Origin of the sequence: Gilliamella sp. CG25, from assembly GCF_046635705.1 — a bacterium.
Taxonomy (GTDB): domain Bacteria; phylum Pseudomonadota; class Gammaproteobacteria; order Enterobacterales; family Orbaceae; genus Gilliamella; species Gilliamella apicola_I.
This window is the reverse complement of the sequence record NZ_JBIDFJ010000001.1, coordinates 274,018-288,923: the sequence shown is the minus strand read 5'-3', so window position 1 is coordinate 288,923 and position 14,906 is coordinate 274,018. Positions and strand designations below refer to the sequence as shown.

17 protein-coding genes are annotated in these 14,906 nt (G+C 34.6%); 6 read left to right on the top strand and 11 right to left on the bottom strand.

Annotated features, from left to right (window positions below; all coding sequences use genetic code 11):
* Positions 1-21: 21 nt before the first annotated feature.
* The 8 genes from tolR to sucC form a co-directional block, all read right to left on the bottom strand.
* Positions 22-441: a colicin uptake protein TolR gene (gene tolR / locus ACGH6P_RS01315; protein ID WP_267349722.1), complete on the bottom strand. Its 420-nt coding sequence runs from the start codon at positions 439-441 to the stop codon at positions 22-24.
* A 3-nt stretch (positions 442-444) separates the two neighbouring features.
* A complete protein-coding gene (gene tolQ / locus ACGH6P_RS01310; RefSeq protein ID WP_218837365.1) occupies positions 445-1,116 on the bottom strand; it encodes a protein TolQ in 672 nt (223 codons plus the stop codon).
* Positions 1,117-1,125: 9 nt separating this feature from the next.
* The gene (gene ybgC, locus ACGH6P_RS01305; RefSeq protein WP_267359440.1) at positions 1,126-1,521 is read right to left on the bottom strand and encodes a tol-pal system-associated acyl-CoA thioesterase; all 396 of its coding nucleotides are present in this window, start codon (positions 1,519-1,521) and stop codon (positions 1,126-1,128) included.
* A 180-nt stretch (positions 1,522-1,701) separates the two neighbouring features.
* Positions 1,702-1,815 carry a cytochrome bd-I oxidase subunit CydX gene (gene cydX, locus ACGH6P_RS01300; RefSeq protein WP_065558768.1) on the bottom strand — a complete coding sequence of 38 codons (114 nt, stop codon included), beginning with the start codon at positions 1,813-1,815 and terminating at the stop codon, positions 1,702-1,704.
* 9 nt (positions 1,816-1,824) lie between these two features.
* The gene (gene cydB / locus ACGH6P_RS01295) at positions 1,825-2,961 is read right to left on the bottom strand and encodes a cytochrome d ubiquinol oxidase subunit II (RefSeq protein WP_267349724.1); all 1,137 of its coding nucleotides are present in this window, start codon (positions 2,959-2,961) and stop codon (positions 1,825-1,827) included.
* Positions 2,962-2,980: 19 nt separating this feature from the next.
* Positions 2,981-4,552, bottom strand: a complete 1,572-nt coding sequence (locus ACGH6P_RS01290; RefSeq protein WP_411596537.1) for a cytochrome ubiquinol oxidase subunit I — start codon at positions 4,550-4,552, stop codon at positions 2,981-2,983.
* Between the two features lie 110 nt (positions 4,553-4,662).
* A complete protein-coding gene (gene sucD, locus ACGH6P_RS01285) occupies positions 4,663-5,529 on the bottom strand; it encodes a succinate--CoA ligase subunit alpha (RefSeq protein WP_267349726.1) in 867 nt (288 codons plus the stop codon).
* Between the two features lie 27 nt (positions 5,530-5,556).
* The gene (gene sucC, locus ACGH6P_RS01280) at positions 5,557-6,726 is read right to left on the bottom strand and encodes an ADP-forming succinate--CoA ligase subunit beta (RefSeq protein ID WP_411596536.1); all 1,170 of its coding nucleotides are present in this window, start codon (positions 6,724-6,726) and stop codon (positions 5,557-5,559) included.
* A gap of 179 nt (positions 6,727-6,905) precedes the next feature.
* On the opposite strand from sucC, the gene fldA reads away from it, so the two are divergent.
* From fldA to cls, 5 genes are all read left to right on the top strand, one after another.
* Complete coding sequence (gene fldA, locus ACGH6P_RS01275; protein WP_267349728.1) at positions 6,906-7,418, top strand: flavodoxin FldA; 513 nt, start codon at positions 6,906-6,908, stop codon at positions 7,416-7,418.
* Positions 7,419-7,498: 80 nt separating this feature from the next.
* Entirely contained in the window at positions 7,499-7,957 is a 459-nt protein-coding gene (gene fur, locus ACGH6P_RS01270; protein WP_065558774.1) for a ferric iron uptake transcriptional regulator, read from the top strand.
* A gap of 66 nt (positions 7,958-8,023) precedes the next feature.
* Positions 8,024-8,566, top strand: coding sequence for a septation protein A (locus ACGH6P_RS01265; protein ID WP_267380804.1), 543 nt, complete (start codon positions 8,024-8,026; stop codon positions 8,564-8,566).
* 27 nt (positions 8,567-8,593) lie between these two features.
* Positions 8,594-9,052: an acyl-CoA thioester hydrolase YciA gene (gene yciA, locus ACGH6P_RS01260; protein WP_267359429.1), complete on the top strand. Its 459-nt coding sequence runs from the start codon at positions 8,594-8,596 to the stop codon at positions 9,050-9,052.
* Between the two features lie 5 nt (positions 9,053-9,057).
* Positions 9,058-10,521 carry a cardiolipin synthase gene (gene cls / locus ACGH6P_RS01255; protein WP_065558777.1) on the top strand — a complete coding sequence of 488 codons (1,464 nt, stop codon included), beginning with the start codon at positions 9,058-9,060 and terminating at the stop codon, positions 10,519-10,521.
* 41 nt (positions 10,522-10,562) lie between these two features.
* Here cls and cpdA read toward each other — a convergent pair whose 3' ends face one another.
* Together cpdA and nudF are read right to left on the bottom strand one after the other, a co-directional pair.
* Positions 10,563-11,390, bottom strand: a complete 828-nt coding sequence (gene cpdA / locus ACGH6P_RS01250) for a 3',5'-cyclic-AMP phosphodiesterase (protein ID WP_411596535.1) — start codon at positions 11,388-11,390, stop codon at positions 10,563-10,565.
* A 176-nt stretch (positions 11,391-11,566) separates the two neighbouring features.
* Complete coding sequence (nudF, locus tag ACGH6P_RS01245) at positions 11,567-12,196, bottom strand: ADP-ribose diphosphatase (RefSeq protein ID WP_411596534.1); 630 nt, start codon at positions 12,194-12,196, stop codon at positions 11,567-11,569.
* A gap of 138 nt (positions 12,197-12,334) precedes the next feature.
* Here nudF and tolC point away from each other — a divergent pair, with 138 nt between their 5' ends.
* The gene (gene tolC, locus ACGH6P_RS01240) at positions 12,335-13,684 is read left to right on the top strand and encodes an outer membrane channel protein TolC (RefSeq protein ID WP_267349733.1); all 1,350 of its coding nucleotides are present in this window, start codon (positions 12,335-12,337) and stop codon (positions 13,682-13,684) included.
* 105 nt (positions 13,685-13,789) lie between these two features.
* Here tolC and ACGH6P_RS01235 read toward each other — a convergent pair whose 3' ends face one another.
* Complete coding sequence (locus tag ACGH6P_RS01235) at positions 13,790-14,680, bottom strand: LysR family transcriptional regulator (RefSeq protein WP_267359423.1); 891 nt, start codon at positions 14,678-14,680, stop codon at positions 13,790-13,792.
* Positions 14,681-14,906 lie beyond the last annotated feature (226 nt).

Sequence of the window (14,906 nt, the reverse complement as noted above, 5' to 3'; positions counted from 1 at the left end):
TTTAATGTGTTTTATTCTAGTTTACATTGGTTGTGTCATTAAACCAACAGATTTAACACCTGCAGATTGTAATAAGTTTAAAGCTTTTATAATTTCTTCATAAGGTACATTTTTAGCTCCACCGACTAAAAATACCGCCTTTTCATTCAATGCTAATAACTGCTTAACTTCAGCAATGATCTGTTCTTGCTGTAAGCTTTCTTGTGGCACACCATCGATTCTGAGTGTATAAACCCCGACATCTGCCACTTCTAATATTATGGTTTTATTTTCAGAAGCTGAAACCGTCTTAGATTCGGTTGATTCAGGCAGATCGACTTCAACGCTTTGGCTAATAATGGGGGCTGTTGCCATAAAAATAAGTACCAATACTAACAGTACATCAAGCAATGGTACAATGTTAATCTCTGATTTAGTTGAAAAACGTGAACTTCTACGCATAGTTTATTTCCTGACAGCCACAGCTTGACGCTGTAAAATAGCTGAAAATTCATCAATAAAGTTGAGATAACTTTGCTCAATACGGCTGACTTTCAACGATAAACGATTAAATGCCATAACCGCTGGAATTGCAGCAAATAAACCAATTGCTGTTGCAATTAAAGCTTCAGCTATACCTGGCGCAACAAGTTTTAATGTCGCTTGTTTAGCTGCGCCAAGAGAAATGAAAGCATGCATGATTCCCCAAACGGTCCCAAATAACCCAATATAAGGACTAATAGAACCTACCGTACCTAAGAAAGGAATATGCTGTTCAAGATTATCAAGTTCTCGATTCATAGCAAGGCGCATAGAACGAGATGCACCGTCTAAAGCGGCCTCTGGCATATTTGGATTGATTTGATATAAACGGGTAAATTCTTTAAAACCTGAATAAAAAATATGTTCTGTACCTGTAATTTCATCTTTGTTGGATTTTGCTTTCTCAAATAAAACATTCAACTCGTCAGCTGCCCAAAAACGATTATCAAATTGTTCAATTTGCTTTTTAGCTTGCCTTAAAACCTTAGTTCTCTGAAAAATAATTGCCCATGACATAATTGAAAACATCAATAATAACAACATAACACATTGCACTAAAAGACCTGCTTGTAAGAACAGATTAACAATATTCAGATTTTCCACTTATATAAACTCCAAAACTAGTGACTTTGGAAGCCCACATGGCTTCATTTTAGTGATATCAACACAAGCAATAATAACATCAGCACTGCTAATCACTTGATTGTTCTCATTAATAATAGTTTGCTTAAAAATTATAGATGCCTTGCGAATTTGATCAACTTTACTATTAATAGTTAACAGGTCATCCAAACGAGCGGGGAAGTGATAGCTAATATCCATCTTTTTAACAACAAAAGCAATACTTTCTTGTAATAGCTTATGTTGACTGATTCCAAGTTGTCTTAGCAATTCTGTTCTCGCTCGCTCATAAAAAGCAAGATACCTGGCATGATATACGACACCACCAGCATCAGTATCTTCATAATAAACTCTGGCACTCCAATTAAATTCTTTCATATTTGTATTTACATATTTTAAAAGCAATATGTTTTATTATATCTAAATCTTAAATATGCTGCACTATGATATAGAATTACTCAAATGAAAACAATTATCATTTGTAACATATTAATGATTTAAATTAACGATGAATGAAAAAGGTGACGATTGTCACCTTTAAAAATATAGAGATACTTATTAATTGTTATTTTTGGGTTCTTTTTCGCTGTTTGTTTGTTCAACCCAAAGTCCTGTAACAACGGCAAGCATACAAGCTGCAATAAGACCGATAAACCATAAAAAGTAATACATAATTATACCTTAATAAAGTGAATGTTTGTTATTTTCGATATGATTTTTATCAAGTCGTCCGAACATTTTAATATATGACCAAGTAGTATAGAAAAGGATAATGGGTAAAAATATCACTACTACAAAGAACATAATATTAAGTGTTAACTGGCTTGATGTTGAATCCCACATTGTTAAACTCGCATTAGGCATAATGCTTGATGGTATAATGAATGGGAACGTTGCTATGCCATAAGTTAATAACACACACGCAATAGTTAACGTTGATAAAATAAATGATAAAGCATTTTTATTTAACCCAGAACAAACAATGTTGAGTAAAGGTAAAACAACACCGAGTACAGGAACAATCCATAAAATTGGATAATTCATATAATTTCTAAGCCATGTTGATTCGGTGGATACCACTTTATTTAATGGCTGTGACGTGACACTATGATCTATCGTGCTGACCACTTCATAACCATGCATACCAAACATGACCCAAATACCCGCTAAAATAAATGTAATGACTAAAATTAAGCAAGATATTTGAGTTGCTTTTCTGGCTCTTAAATATAATTCTCCAGAGGTCTTCATTTGCAACCAAGTGCCGCCATGAGCAACAAACAACATCAAACTCACCACACCGGTTAATAAAGCAAACGGATTAAGCAAACCAAAGAAGTTTCCATCATAGAAAACACGATAAGAATTATCAAATCTAAATGGAACGCCTTCTAATAAATTACCAAAAGCCACCCCAAAAACAAGAGCAGGCACAAAGCTACCAATAAAGATTGCTATATCCCATAAACCACGCCATTTTGAATTTTCAAGTTTACTTCGATAATCAAAGCCTATTGGTCTAAAAAATAATGCACATAGAACCAAAATCATTGCGATGTAAAAGCCCGAAAACGACACAGCATAAGCAAATGGCCATGCAGCAAAAATCCCAGCTCCAGCCGTAATTAGCCAAACCTGATTACCATCCCAATGAGGCGCAATAGCATTTATCATAATTCGGCGTTCAGTATCTGTTTTACCTATGAAAGGGAGTAAAATACCAACCCCCATATCAAAACCATCAGTGATAACAAAACCAATCAAGATAACACTAATTAGCAACCACCAAATAGCTCGTAGAATTTCGTAATCAATCATTGTGTTTACTCCCTTTGTCCTATTCTGTAGTTGGTTGCGTTTTTTCGTAATGATATTTGCCTGTCCCCAAAGAACTTGGTCCAAGACGTGCAAATTTAAACATTAAGAACATTTCAGCAACTAAGAACAGAGTATAAAGTCCACAAATTAGTATCATAGTAAATAATACTTCACCTGGAGTTAACGACGAATTAGCCATACCTGTTGGTAAAATATCTTGTATTGCCCATGGTTGTCGACCGTATTCAGCAACAAACCAACCACATTCACATGCTATCCATGGAAAAGGTAAGAACACTAATAATAAACGGTGAAGCCAACGTTTTTCACCAATTTTATTTTTATAAGTAGTCCATAATGCAAGACCAGTTCCTAAGATCATTAAAACACCAAGACCTACCATGATTCTAAATGACCAGAATAGTGGCCAAACAGTAGGAATAGAATCTTCTGTGGCAGCTTTAATGTGCGCTTCCGTCGCTTCCGGAATCGTTAAATTATCTCGATCAGTAAAACGTTTGACTAAATAACCATAACCTAAATCAGCTTTATTATTTTCAAACAATTTAAGCACATCGGGATCTTGATTTCCTTGTTGGATTTTTTCAAGATTTGTATAAGCTAAAATACCGTTACGAATTCGCATTTCGTTAGTGGCTAAAATGTCTTTTAACCCTGTTACTTGCTTATCCAATGAACGTGTTGTCATAATGCCCATTGCATAAGGTATTTCAATCGCAAATAAATTTTCTTTATCTTTTTGAGAAGGAAAAGCAATAACATTAAATGATGCAGGGGCGGGTTGAGTTTCCCATTCGGCTTCGATAGCAGCAAGTTTAGCTGGCTGAACGGTTGTCATTTCGTGACCGGCTTCATCCCCCATAATCGCGACAACAATAGATACAATGAAACCAAACATAGCTGCCACGGCAAAAGAGCGTTTAGCAAATTCGCTATCACGTTTTTTAAGTAAGTAATAAGAACTGATACTTAAGACAAAAATCGCACCTGTTAGATAACCCGCTGCGACAGTGTGCACAAATTTGTATTGTGCAACAGAGTTGGTGATCAGATCATAAAAACTTGCCATTTCCATGCGAGAGTTGATTGGATTGAAATCTGAACCGATTGGGAACTGCATCCAACCGTTAGCAACGAGAATCCATAGTGCAGAAAAATTCGACCCAAATGCAACGCACCATGTCACAAGAAGATGTTTACCGCGACTTAATCTATCCCAACCAAAAAAGAATAACCCTACCATTGTTGATTCAAGAAAAAAGGCCATTAACCCTTCTATTGCCAATGGTGCCCCAAAAATATCGCCGACGTAATGCGAATAATAAGACCAGTTAGTACCAAACTGAAATTCCATTGTTAAACCTGTTGCTACACCAACAGCGAAGTTAATAGCAAACAGTTTTCCCCAGAATTTAGTCATATCTTTCCAGACTTGCTTACCACTAACAACATATACCGTTTCCATAATTGCTAGCATAAACGCTAAACCTAGCGTTAATGGTACAAAAATAAAATGATACATTGCCGTGAGTGCAAACTGGAGACGCGATAGTTCTACTATATCTAACATAATTGCTCCCTGTTCCTTTAATATGCCCACAAAGTGTATAAAGATATATCGCAATATTGTACATCAATATTTAAAGAATAAAAATTGATTAATGTCAAAAAAAACACTGTTTAAACTGCTTTTTTTACCGCATTACCAATTTCAGCAAGACTACTAACTACAACTACACCAGCAGCAGTTAATGCTTTTACCTTTTCTTCAGCAGTGCCTTTATTACCCGAGATAATTGCTCCTGCATGCCCCATGCGTTTGCCGGCTGGTGCCGACATACCGGCAATATAGGCTATAACTGGTTTGCTAACATGTTTTTTAATGTATTCAGCAGCTTCTTCTTCTGCACTACCACCAATTTCGCCAATCATCACAATTGCTTTAGTCTTCGGATCTTGCTCAAGTAATGCTAAAATAGAAATAAAATCACTGCCTGGAATGGGATCACCACCAATACCAATACAAACAGATTGACCTAGTCCAATATCAGTAGTTTGTTTGACTGCTTCATAAGTCAAAGTCCCTGATCGAGACACAATACCGATATCACCAGCTAGATGAATATGCGCAGGCATAATGCCAATTTTACATTCATCAGGCACAATAATACCCGGACAATTAGGACCAATCATAATTGTATCACTCTGTTTTAGCTTCTCTTTGACAATAAGCATATCCAAAGTAGGAATACCTTCAGTGATACAAACAATTAATTTAATACCTGCTTCAATTGCTTCGAGTATCGAATCTTTGCCAAATGCCGCAGGAACATAAATCACACTTGCCGTTGCCCCCGTCGCTTCAACAGCTTCTTTGACAGTATTAAAAACCGGCAATCCGAGATGCGTTGTTCCCCCTTTACCGGGTGTAACCCCACCAACCAATTGAGTTCCATATTCAATCGCTTGTTGTGAATGAAAGGTACCTTGGCTACCCGTAAATCCCTGACAAATGACTTTCGTTGCGTTATTGATTAAAATTGACATAATTATTGTTCCCCACTCTTCCTATTATTATGCGACCGCAACAATTTTTTGTGCAGCATCAGTCAAACTTTCGGCTGTAATAACATTTAATTGGCTTTCAATTAAAATTTCTCTGGCAAGCAGAGCATTATTACCTTCAAGACGAACAACAACAGGAACAGTTAGCCCAATTTCTTTAATAGCGCTGATAATACCATCGGCAATTAGATCACATCGAACAATACCACCAAAAATATTGACCAATATCGCTTTGACATTTTTATCTGATAAAATCAATTTGAACGCTTCAGCGACTCGCTCTTTGGTTGTACCGCCACCTACATCGAGAAAATTGGCCGGTTTTCCACCATAAAGTTTGATCATATCCATGGTTGCCATTGCCAAACCTGCCCCATTAACCATACAACCGATATTGCCATCTAACGAAACATAACTAATCCCTTGTTTGGCGGCAATAGATTCACGTTTATCTTCTTGTGTGGTATCTCTTAAAATAGTTAAGTCAGGGTGTCTAAACATTGCGTTATCATCTAAAACGACTTTAGCATCTAAGCAAACGAATTCATCGGCATCGGTAGTTACCAAAGGATTGACTTCTGCTAATGACACATCATTTTTTAAGAAAAACTGCGCAAAATTAACAAATAGTTTGGCAAATTGGTTAATAAGTTTACCCGTTAACCCTAATTTAAAGGCAAGTTCTCTACCTTGAAAAGCACAAGGACCGGTTAAAGGATCAAGTGCAATTTTATGTATTAAATGTGGTGATTTTTCAGCGACACTTTCAATATCAACGCCGCCTTCAGTTGAAGCCATGATGACCACACGTTGAATACTACGATCTATTACTGCCCCTAAATAAAGTTCTTTCTGTATATTGGAAGCTTTTTCAATTAAGATTTGATTAACAAGTTGACCTTCTGATGTGGTTTGATAAGTGACAAGATGCTGACCTAGCCATTTTTCAGCAAAAAGTTTAATTTGATTAAGATCATTAGTACAAATTACACCACCAGTCTTTCCTCTGCCTCCTGCATGAACTTGACATTTAGCAACCCAAGCACCTGAATCAGACTTAGATGCTAATTCAGCTAAAGTATCTTGTACTTCATCCATTGAGTTACATACAAACCCTTCTGGTACGGGTAAGTTGTATTGCTTGAAAAGATATTTGGATTGATATTCATGCAAGTTCATAAACAAATTCCACAACTTAAGTTAATATTAAAAATAGCCTCAATTCTAATCCAAGATTAATCAATTGTGTAGTAAATAATATCTTATAGGTATTGTAATTGAGAATTATTGCTGATAATAAGTGACAATGATATACTCATTAGCTAAATTAATATCGTAATAATTGTAAAGGTAAAAAAATGAAACAAGTTGGTATTTTTTTTGGAAGTGATACAGGCAATACAGAAAATGTTGCCAAACAAATCCAACTCATTTTGGGTAACGATAAAGCCGATCTTTTAGATATTCGAGAAGCCACCAAAGAGCATATCGAACAATATGCTTACCTTATTTTCGGTATTCCAACTTGGTATTATGGTGATCCACAAGCAGATTGGGAAGACTTCTTTCCTAATTTAGAGCAAATCGATTTTAACGGAAAAACTGTTGCTATTTTTGGCTGCGGAGATCAAGAAGACTATTCAGAATTCTTCTGCAGTGCAATGGGAACAATACGCGATATTATCGAACCGAAAGGCGCCAAAATTGTTGGGCATTGGCCAACTGAAGGTTATAACTTTGAAGCATCTAAAGGTTTAGTTGATGATACACATTTTGTTGGTTTGGCAATTGACGAAGATCGTCAACCAGAATTAACAGAAGAACGCATTTCTACTTGGGTTGAACAAGTAAAAACAGAAATGAATATTTAATCTATTTTAATGATTTAATGTATTTTTCGTTCATCATATTTTATAATCATTAATTTATATCAACTATATTGGGATGTAATATGACAAATCATGATAGAGATAATAATGCAGCGCTGAAAAGTGCTGGTTTAAAAGTTACATTACCTCGTTTAAAAATTTTAGAGTTACTACGTGATCCTTCATGCCAACATATTACTGTAGAAGATCTCTATAAAAAACTTCTTGATATGGGAGAAGAAATTGGACTTGCAACAGTTTATCGAGTTTTAAACCAATTTGATGACGCAGGTATCGTAACCCGACACAATTTTGAGGGTGGTAAAGCCGTATTTGAACTTGCAACACAACAACATCATGATCATCTAATTTGTTTAGATTGTGGTGAAGTATTTGAATTTCGTGATGAAATTATTAATACCCGACAAAAAGAAATTGCAGAACAATATGGCGTAAAATTAACTTTCCATAGTTTGTATCTTTATGGTCATTGTGATTCCGGTAATTGCAAAAAACACCCAGAACTTCATACCAAAAAATAAGCCTATTTTATAGGCTTTTTTTACTTTTCAAATTATCGTAATTCTTCTGTTAGGTTAGTAATTAAAATGAAACAGCTTTTAAACTTTGTCCCACTTGTTGTCTTTTTTGTCTTTTTGACAATGTATGATATTTTTGTTGGTGTTCAAGCATTAATGATTGCATCATGTGTATCACTTGTTATTGGAATGATTTTATACAAAAAAATTGATAAAGTAGAATTAATTTCCTTTTTGATGGTGATGATTTTTGGTGGTATTACGCTCGCCACAAAAGAAGCGATATTCATAAAATGGAAAGTAACAATTATTAATTTTTTATTTGCATCTGTTCTATTAATCAGTCAATCTATATTTAAGAAAAACTTAATTCAAAAAATGTTAGGCAAAGAGTTACAATTAGATGACATTATTTGGAATAAACTGAATTTAATATGGATAGTCTTTTTTATACTTTGTGGAACGTTCAGTTTGATTGCAACTTATTATATGTCTGATAACTTTTTTTGGAAATTTAAGGTTTTTATTTTACCCATTGCATCATTGTTATTATCCTTAATTTCTGGTATTTATATCTATAAAAATCTTAATAAAGATTTAGAAAGTAAATAAATAGCATAGGTAGGAGTAATTTTAGTGATGAAACAAACAACTGACAATCCCAAGGGACAACTAGTACTCAGAACGCTTGCTATGCCTTCAGACACCAACCCACATGGACACATATTTGGTGGTTGGATCATGTCTCAAATGGATCTTGCAGGTGGTATTTTATCAAAAGAGATTGCTAAAAACAGAGTCGTAACTGTTAATGCCAGTAGCATTACTTTTCATAAACCCGCTATGGTTGGTGATGTAGTTTGCTGCTATGCTCGTTGTATAAAAACAGGAAGAACCTCAATGACAATTGCTATTGAAGTTTGGATCAAAAAATTAATTGATACTGATGATACAACACAGCGTTTTTGTATTACTGATGCGGTATTTACCTATGTGTCTGTCGATAAGCATAATAATCCAAAACCTTTACCAGAAATATTTCAAAACTTCGATTGCGACAAAGACCCGATTAGCAAATTAAATCTTAACAATAGTTGAGCAATATGCAATTATACTCATTCCATACTCTAATTAGTTCGTTGATCTTTCTAACTTATTGGTTGCTTATTGTAGCAACCTCATTGCGTATTGTTTTCAAACGCAGACCGACAACCTACGTTATTGCATGGATGTTAATAATCTATATTTTACCAATTGTTGGAATCATACTCTACTTTGCCATAGGGGAAGCCCATTTAGGTCAACAACGTGTAAAACGTGCGCAACAAATGCGTCCTACAATTGCTAAATTTATTAATCGACTTGAAGATTTTCCTGATATTTTTACCCGTAATGTTAGTCAAGTCAGTAAACCGATTTTTCAACTTTGTAAGCACCAAACCGGCCTCGATGGTATTAATGGTAACCATATAGAGTTACTTAGCGAAACAGATGAGATATTCGATCGTTTAATCGATGATATCAATCATGCAACATCCAATATTGAAATGGTTTTTTATATCTGGAACGAAGGCGGTAGAGCGGATGATGTTGAGAATGCATTGATTGCCGCAACCAAACGAGGCGTAACCTGTCGTTTAATGGTTGATTCCGCAGGTAGTCGCCATTTTATCAGAACCAAAGCAAGTAAAAGAATGCGTGACGCAGGCATTACAATTATCGAAGCGTTAAAAGTAAATCTGTTACGTTTTATGTTCCGACGTCTTGACCTACGTCAACATCGCAAAGTTGCCATTATTGATAATTATATTTCTTATACTGGCAGTATGAATATCGTGGATCCTCGCTATTTTAAACAAAATAAACACATTGGCGAATGGGTAGATATCATGGTAAGAATGAATGGGCCAGTGACAACGTTAATGGGTGCAATTTATGCAAGTGATTGGGAGCTTGAAACGGGGAAATACTTAGCATTACCGCAAATTACTGAGTTTGCCGAACCGCCCGAAGAGAAAAAACACATAATGCAATTAATTGCTTCAGGGCCGGGTTATACTGAAAATATGATTCATCAAGTGCTGTTAACCGCAATATACTCAGCGCAAGAACAAATTATTTTTACTACCCCTTATTTAGTGCCTAGCGATGATATATTACACGCTGTTGTGACAGCTGCTCAGCGAGGTGTTGAAGTGATTATTATCGTTCCGAAAAAAAATGATTCACTTATGGTCAAATGGGCTAGTCGAGCATTTTTCTCTGAATTACTAGAAGGTGGTGTCAAACTTTATCAATTTAATGATAATTTATTACATACCAAAAGTGTGTTAATTGATAATCAACTTAGTTTAGTGGGTACCGTAAATTTAGACATGCGTAGTTTATGGCTCAATTTTGAAATCACTACAGTTATTGATGATGCTGAATTTGCTAAATCATTATCTCAGCTTTTACATAAATACTTATCTAACTCAGATATCGTAAATATCGATGAATGGAAAAAACGCCCAATTTGGCAACGTGTTATTGAACGACTTTTTTATTTTTTTGCGCCGTTGCTATAAAAAATTAATTTTTTAAAACTAATGTTATAATCGGATCTAATTCAATAGCCATTTTGTGACATATCTGGTTGAAAACAATTGTTAGCAATACGATGAACCTTGGATTGAATTGTTCCATCTATTGAAAGCTTGATTTCTCGCCATCCTGGTGCTTCATAGGATAATTTAAAATTATAAGATTTTGGCATAAATTGTACGCAAGTGGAAGGTGTAGAAAACGCTTTGCAGCCGTGCCAAATATATTCCAGACTTTGATGAATATGTCCCCAAGCTACGCCTTTTATATTGGGTTGATGCTTAATAATTTCTTCTAATTCATGTTTGTTTTTTAATATGTGTTGATCTAACCAGTGACAACCTGACTCAATAGCATGATGATGCAAAAACACAAAAGCATAACGATCATCATGACTTGTTAATATGCATTGCAAAAACTCAAGTTCTGACTGGGGTAAAAAACCATAGGCTTGATCCACAACCTGACTATTAAGCAACACTAAAAGCCATTTATCTCCTAGAAGAACAATTTTATTTTCAGCGAGTTGATAGTCAGCAAAAATTTCATGCATATCATGATAATTGTCATGGTTGCCTGCTAACCAAACACAAGGTAGATTAAATTTCTGTATTTGCTCGGCAAAAAGACGATAAGCTTGTTTTGATCCATCTTGAACAAAATCACCTGTTGCCACTATTAAGTCAAACGGGCTTTTTCTATTTTCTATTTCTCTTATCACTGTTCGAAAACTAGCATTTGAATCAATACCTAATAATTTACTCTGGTCATTAGCAAAAAGATGTGTATCGGTAATATGTAAAATATTACTGTAATTTCTATTTATGATTGGAAGCGTTAAAAATGACCCCAAAATTGACCTCAACATTTTATTAAAATACACGATTAGAGATAATCAAATCCCCAAAATAAGGATAGCAAAGCTGGCTAGACTAAATATTTTTTATTATAAATTCAAGTAGATTTATAAAGTGTAAAATGGATCACATTTTTATGAAAGAAAAACTTAAATGTGATCATTGCCATTGATTATATCCATTCATCTTTTAATGATTTATAGTTGAGCTGTAACCATTGAAGCGCAATAATTGATGCCGCATTATTAATCACGCCTTCTTGAACCCACTGATAAGCTTGCTTGCGGCTAATTACATGCACCTTGATATCTTCGTTTTCTTCTGCCAATCCATGAATTCCCATAGCAGTTGAGGAATCTACTTCACCAACTAATATATGAAGTTTTTCCGTTAATCCCCCCGGTGATGCCAAATAACTTACAATCGGTTTACAACGTCCAATTGTTATACCTGCCTCTTCCATCGCTTCTCGCCTTGCAACCTCTTCATAAGATTCATTTTCATGATCCATCATGCCAGCAATAAGTTCTAATAACCACGGACTATCCTGAGTTTCGATAGCAGCAATACGAATCTGTTCTATCATGACTACGTTATCAAGTTTAACATCGTAAGCTAATAACACGACAGCATGTCCCCGCTCCAGAATTTCTCGCGTTACGACATCGCTTTTGGTGCCGTCAAATTTACGGTATTGAAAACGGTATTCAATTAAAGAAAAAAAGCCTTTATACAAAACACGTTTAGTCAAATTAAACACATCTTTCTTGTTAAACACAACAGGATCATTATTAATTTTCATAGAAACTCTCAATTTTAGTCTTAATTTTAATAAAAAGTGCGAATAGTTAACAAACTATGCTTACTATATCCTATTTATCTGTTAAAATTATGCAAATTAAAAATACTATTATATTTGAATGTTTTAAAGAGAAAATTGATGAAAAAAACTTTAACCTTTCTAATCGGCTTAGCGCTAAGCCACTCTGTATTTGCCGAAAATTTGGTTCAGGTTTATGAACAAGCTAAGGAAACGAATCCTGATTTAAGCAGTTCATTAGCTGAAAAAGAAAAGGCATATTCAGCAATTTCTGGATCACGAGCAAGCTTATTACCACAAATTGGTTTAAGTGCTTCTTATGGTGTAACTCATGGGCGTCGTGATACCAGTGGTGTAAAATCCAAAAGTGGGAACCTTTATCAAGTAAGCTTATCACAAAGTATTTTTAATTATTCTAATTGGAAAGCTTTAGATATCACTAAAAAGCAAGCTAGTATTGCTGATATAGCTTATCAATATCAAGGACAAACGCTTATATTAAATACCTCAGTTGCGTATTTTAATGTACTTAAAGCACTTGAGGCATTAAACTTTATCGATGCACAGAAAAAAGCAATTGGTCGTCAATTACAACAAACCAAACAACAACATCAAGTTGGTTTGGTAGCAATTACCGATGTGCAAAATGCGCAAGCAAATTATGACCTTACGCTTGCTCAACAAGTTAATGCATTGAACGATTTGAATAACGCTATCGAAAACTTACGTCAGGTCAGTGGTCGATTCTATTCAAATTTAGCAACCATTAATACCAAAATGTTTAAAACCGAAGCGCCAATTTCAATTAATTCGTTGTTAAAACAATCTGAAGTGTCTAATCTTAATTTATTAACAATGAAATTAAACCAAGAAATAGCTCGTGATCAAATCAAATTATCACAAGCAGGACACCTACCGACAGCAAGTTTAGATGCATCAACAAATCTAAATAAAACCGATAGATATGGGGATAATTTTGCAACTAATGGGGGTCATAGAGGAAAATCTTATTCGGGTAATAATTATGTTGGATTAAGTTTAAATTTACCTATCTTCTCAGGTGGCGCTACGCAATCTAAAGTTGAGCAAGCTCAACACAACTACGTTAGTTCGAGTGAAAAGCTTGAAAGTACTAATCGCAGTGTAATCAATCAAGTCCGTTCTTCTTATAACAATATTTCTTCGTCAATTAGTGCGATTAAAGCTTATCAACAAGCGGTTGTTTCAGCTGAAAGCTCATTAGAAGCGACGAATTCAGGTTATCAAGTAGGAACTCGAACTATTGTTGATGTATTGAATGCAACTACTCAACTTTATAGCTCTAAACGAAATTTATCAGATGCTAAATATAACTATCTAATAAATTTACTACAACTTAAATATGCTGTTGGTACATTAACCGCAGACGATTTAGTCTATCTAAATAATATGCTTGGTAATGAAGTCAGTACCTTAGCAACAATACAATAATCTTTAAGTATAACTGTTTGACTTTAGGCGATTTTATCGCCTTTTTTTATTGCCTTATAGCAGTTATCTTAAATCAAGTCTGATCATAACATCATTTGATGATTTTCATGACATCGTATCAACCACGAATTCAATAAACATTTTCATTATAGCTAGCGGTTGTCTGTCAGCAGTATAAAGCATATGGACTTCCCGAGCGGGAGGTAAATAATTTTGTAATATCGGTAATAATTTATCTTGTTTTATCGCCTCATTAAGCATCGGTTCGGGTAACATCGTTATCCCCAAACCTTCAATAGCGGCAATCGCTAATGCTGAAGTATCATTTGATTGTAATGAACCAGAAATAGAAAGATTGACGGCTTTGCCATTCATCGTAAATGGCCAAACATAATCATTTTTATTTCGATTCACATATTGATAAATTAAACACTGATGATTTTTTAAATCGTCAGGAACAGCTGGTACACCATTTTGCATCAAATAACTGGGCGAAGCAGCAAATATAAGTTGAAAAGGTTTAAGTTTGCGTCCGATCAGACCGGAATCATTTAATTGACCGATACGAAACACAATATCATAATCCTCTTTTACTATATCAACATAGCGATCACTTAATTGAATATCAATGTTTAATTTAGGATAGCGTTTCATAAAACGGCTAATGACCGGAATTAAATTATAGTGTCCATAACTGACAGGTGCACTAATCCTTAATCGACCTTTTGGCTCTTCAATAAATTGTTGGGCTAATATCTTCGTCTCTTTTATTTCTGCAAGAATTAACAAACACCGTTGATAATACTGTTTGCCAAACACGGTAAGATGTTGCGAGCGTGTTGTTCGATTAAGTAATTTTAATCCTAAGTGTTTTTCTAAAAAAGCAATGTATTTAGTCACCATCTGAGGTGAAGTATTCAATGATACTGACGTAGACACAAACGATCCTGTTTTCACCGTCAATACAAATGCTTCCATACACTTTAATAGATCCAAATTATCAACTCCTAGTTGTTAATAAATCAATTTTTATAATATTTATTATCCCTTATTTTATAAAGATAATAAAACAAAATCATCTTGGGTGTGAAAACATAAAATTTACTACGAGATAAACAGGTATTGTCAATTAAACTTCTATTGAAGATAACGTTATAGATTCAAAACTGAATAATACAACAAATTGAAGATCGCTTGTTATCCTAAATAATGACGTAAAAAG

Coding starts and splice junctions, on each gene's coding strand:
- ACGH6P_RS01290 (WP_411596537.1), bottom strand. CDS start 4,552: ATGTTAGATATAGTAGAACTATCGCGTCTCCAGTTTGCACTCACGGCA.
- cydX (WP_065558768.1), bottom strand. CDS start 1,815: ATGTATTACTTTTTATGGTTTATCGGTCTTATTGCAGCTTGTATGCTT.
- cydB (WP_267349724.1), bottom strand. CDS start 2,961: ATGATTGATTACGAAATTCTACGAGCTATTTGGTGGTTGCTAATTAGT.
- tolC (WP_267349733.1), top strand. CDS start 12,335: ATGAAAAAAACTTTAACCTTTCTAATCGGCTTAGCGCTAAGCCACTCT.
- fldA (WP_267349728.1), top strand. CDS start 6,906: ATGAAACAAGTTGGTATTTTTTTTGGAAGTGATACAGGCAATACAGAA.
- ybgC (WP_267359440.1), bottom strand. CDS start 1,521: ATGAAAGAATTTAATTGGAGTGCCAGAGTTTATTATGAAGATACTGAT.
- fur (WP_065558774.1), top strand. CDS start 7,499: ATGACAAATCATGATAGAGATAATAATGCAGCGCTGAAAAGTGCTGGT.
- yciA (WP_267359429.1), top strand. CDS start 8,594: ATGAAACAAACAACTGACAATCCCAAGGGACAACTAGTACTCAGAACG.
- ACGH6P_RS01265 (WP_267380804.1), top strand. CDS start 8,024: ATGAAACAGCTTTTAAACTTTGTCCCACTTGTTGTCTTTTTTGTCTTT.
- nudF (WP_411596534.1), bottom strand. CDS start 12,196: ATGAAAATTAATAATGATCCTGTTGTGTTTAACAAGAAAGATGTGTTT.
- sucC (WP_411596536.1), bottom strand. CDS start 6,726: ATGAACTTGCATGAATATCAATCCAAATATCTTTTCAAGCAATACAAC.
- sucD (WP_267349726.1), bottom strand. CDS start 5,529: ATGTCAATTTTAATCAATAACGCAACGAAAGTCATTTGTCAGGGATTT.
- tolR (WP_267349722.1), bottom strand. CDS start 441: ATGCGTAGAAGTTCACGTTTTTCAACTAAATCAGAGATTAACATTGTA.
- cls (WP_065558777.1), top strand. CDS start 9,058: ATGCAATTATACTCATTCCATACTCTAATTAGTTCGTTGATCTTTCTA.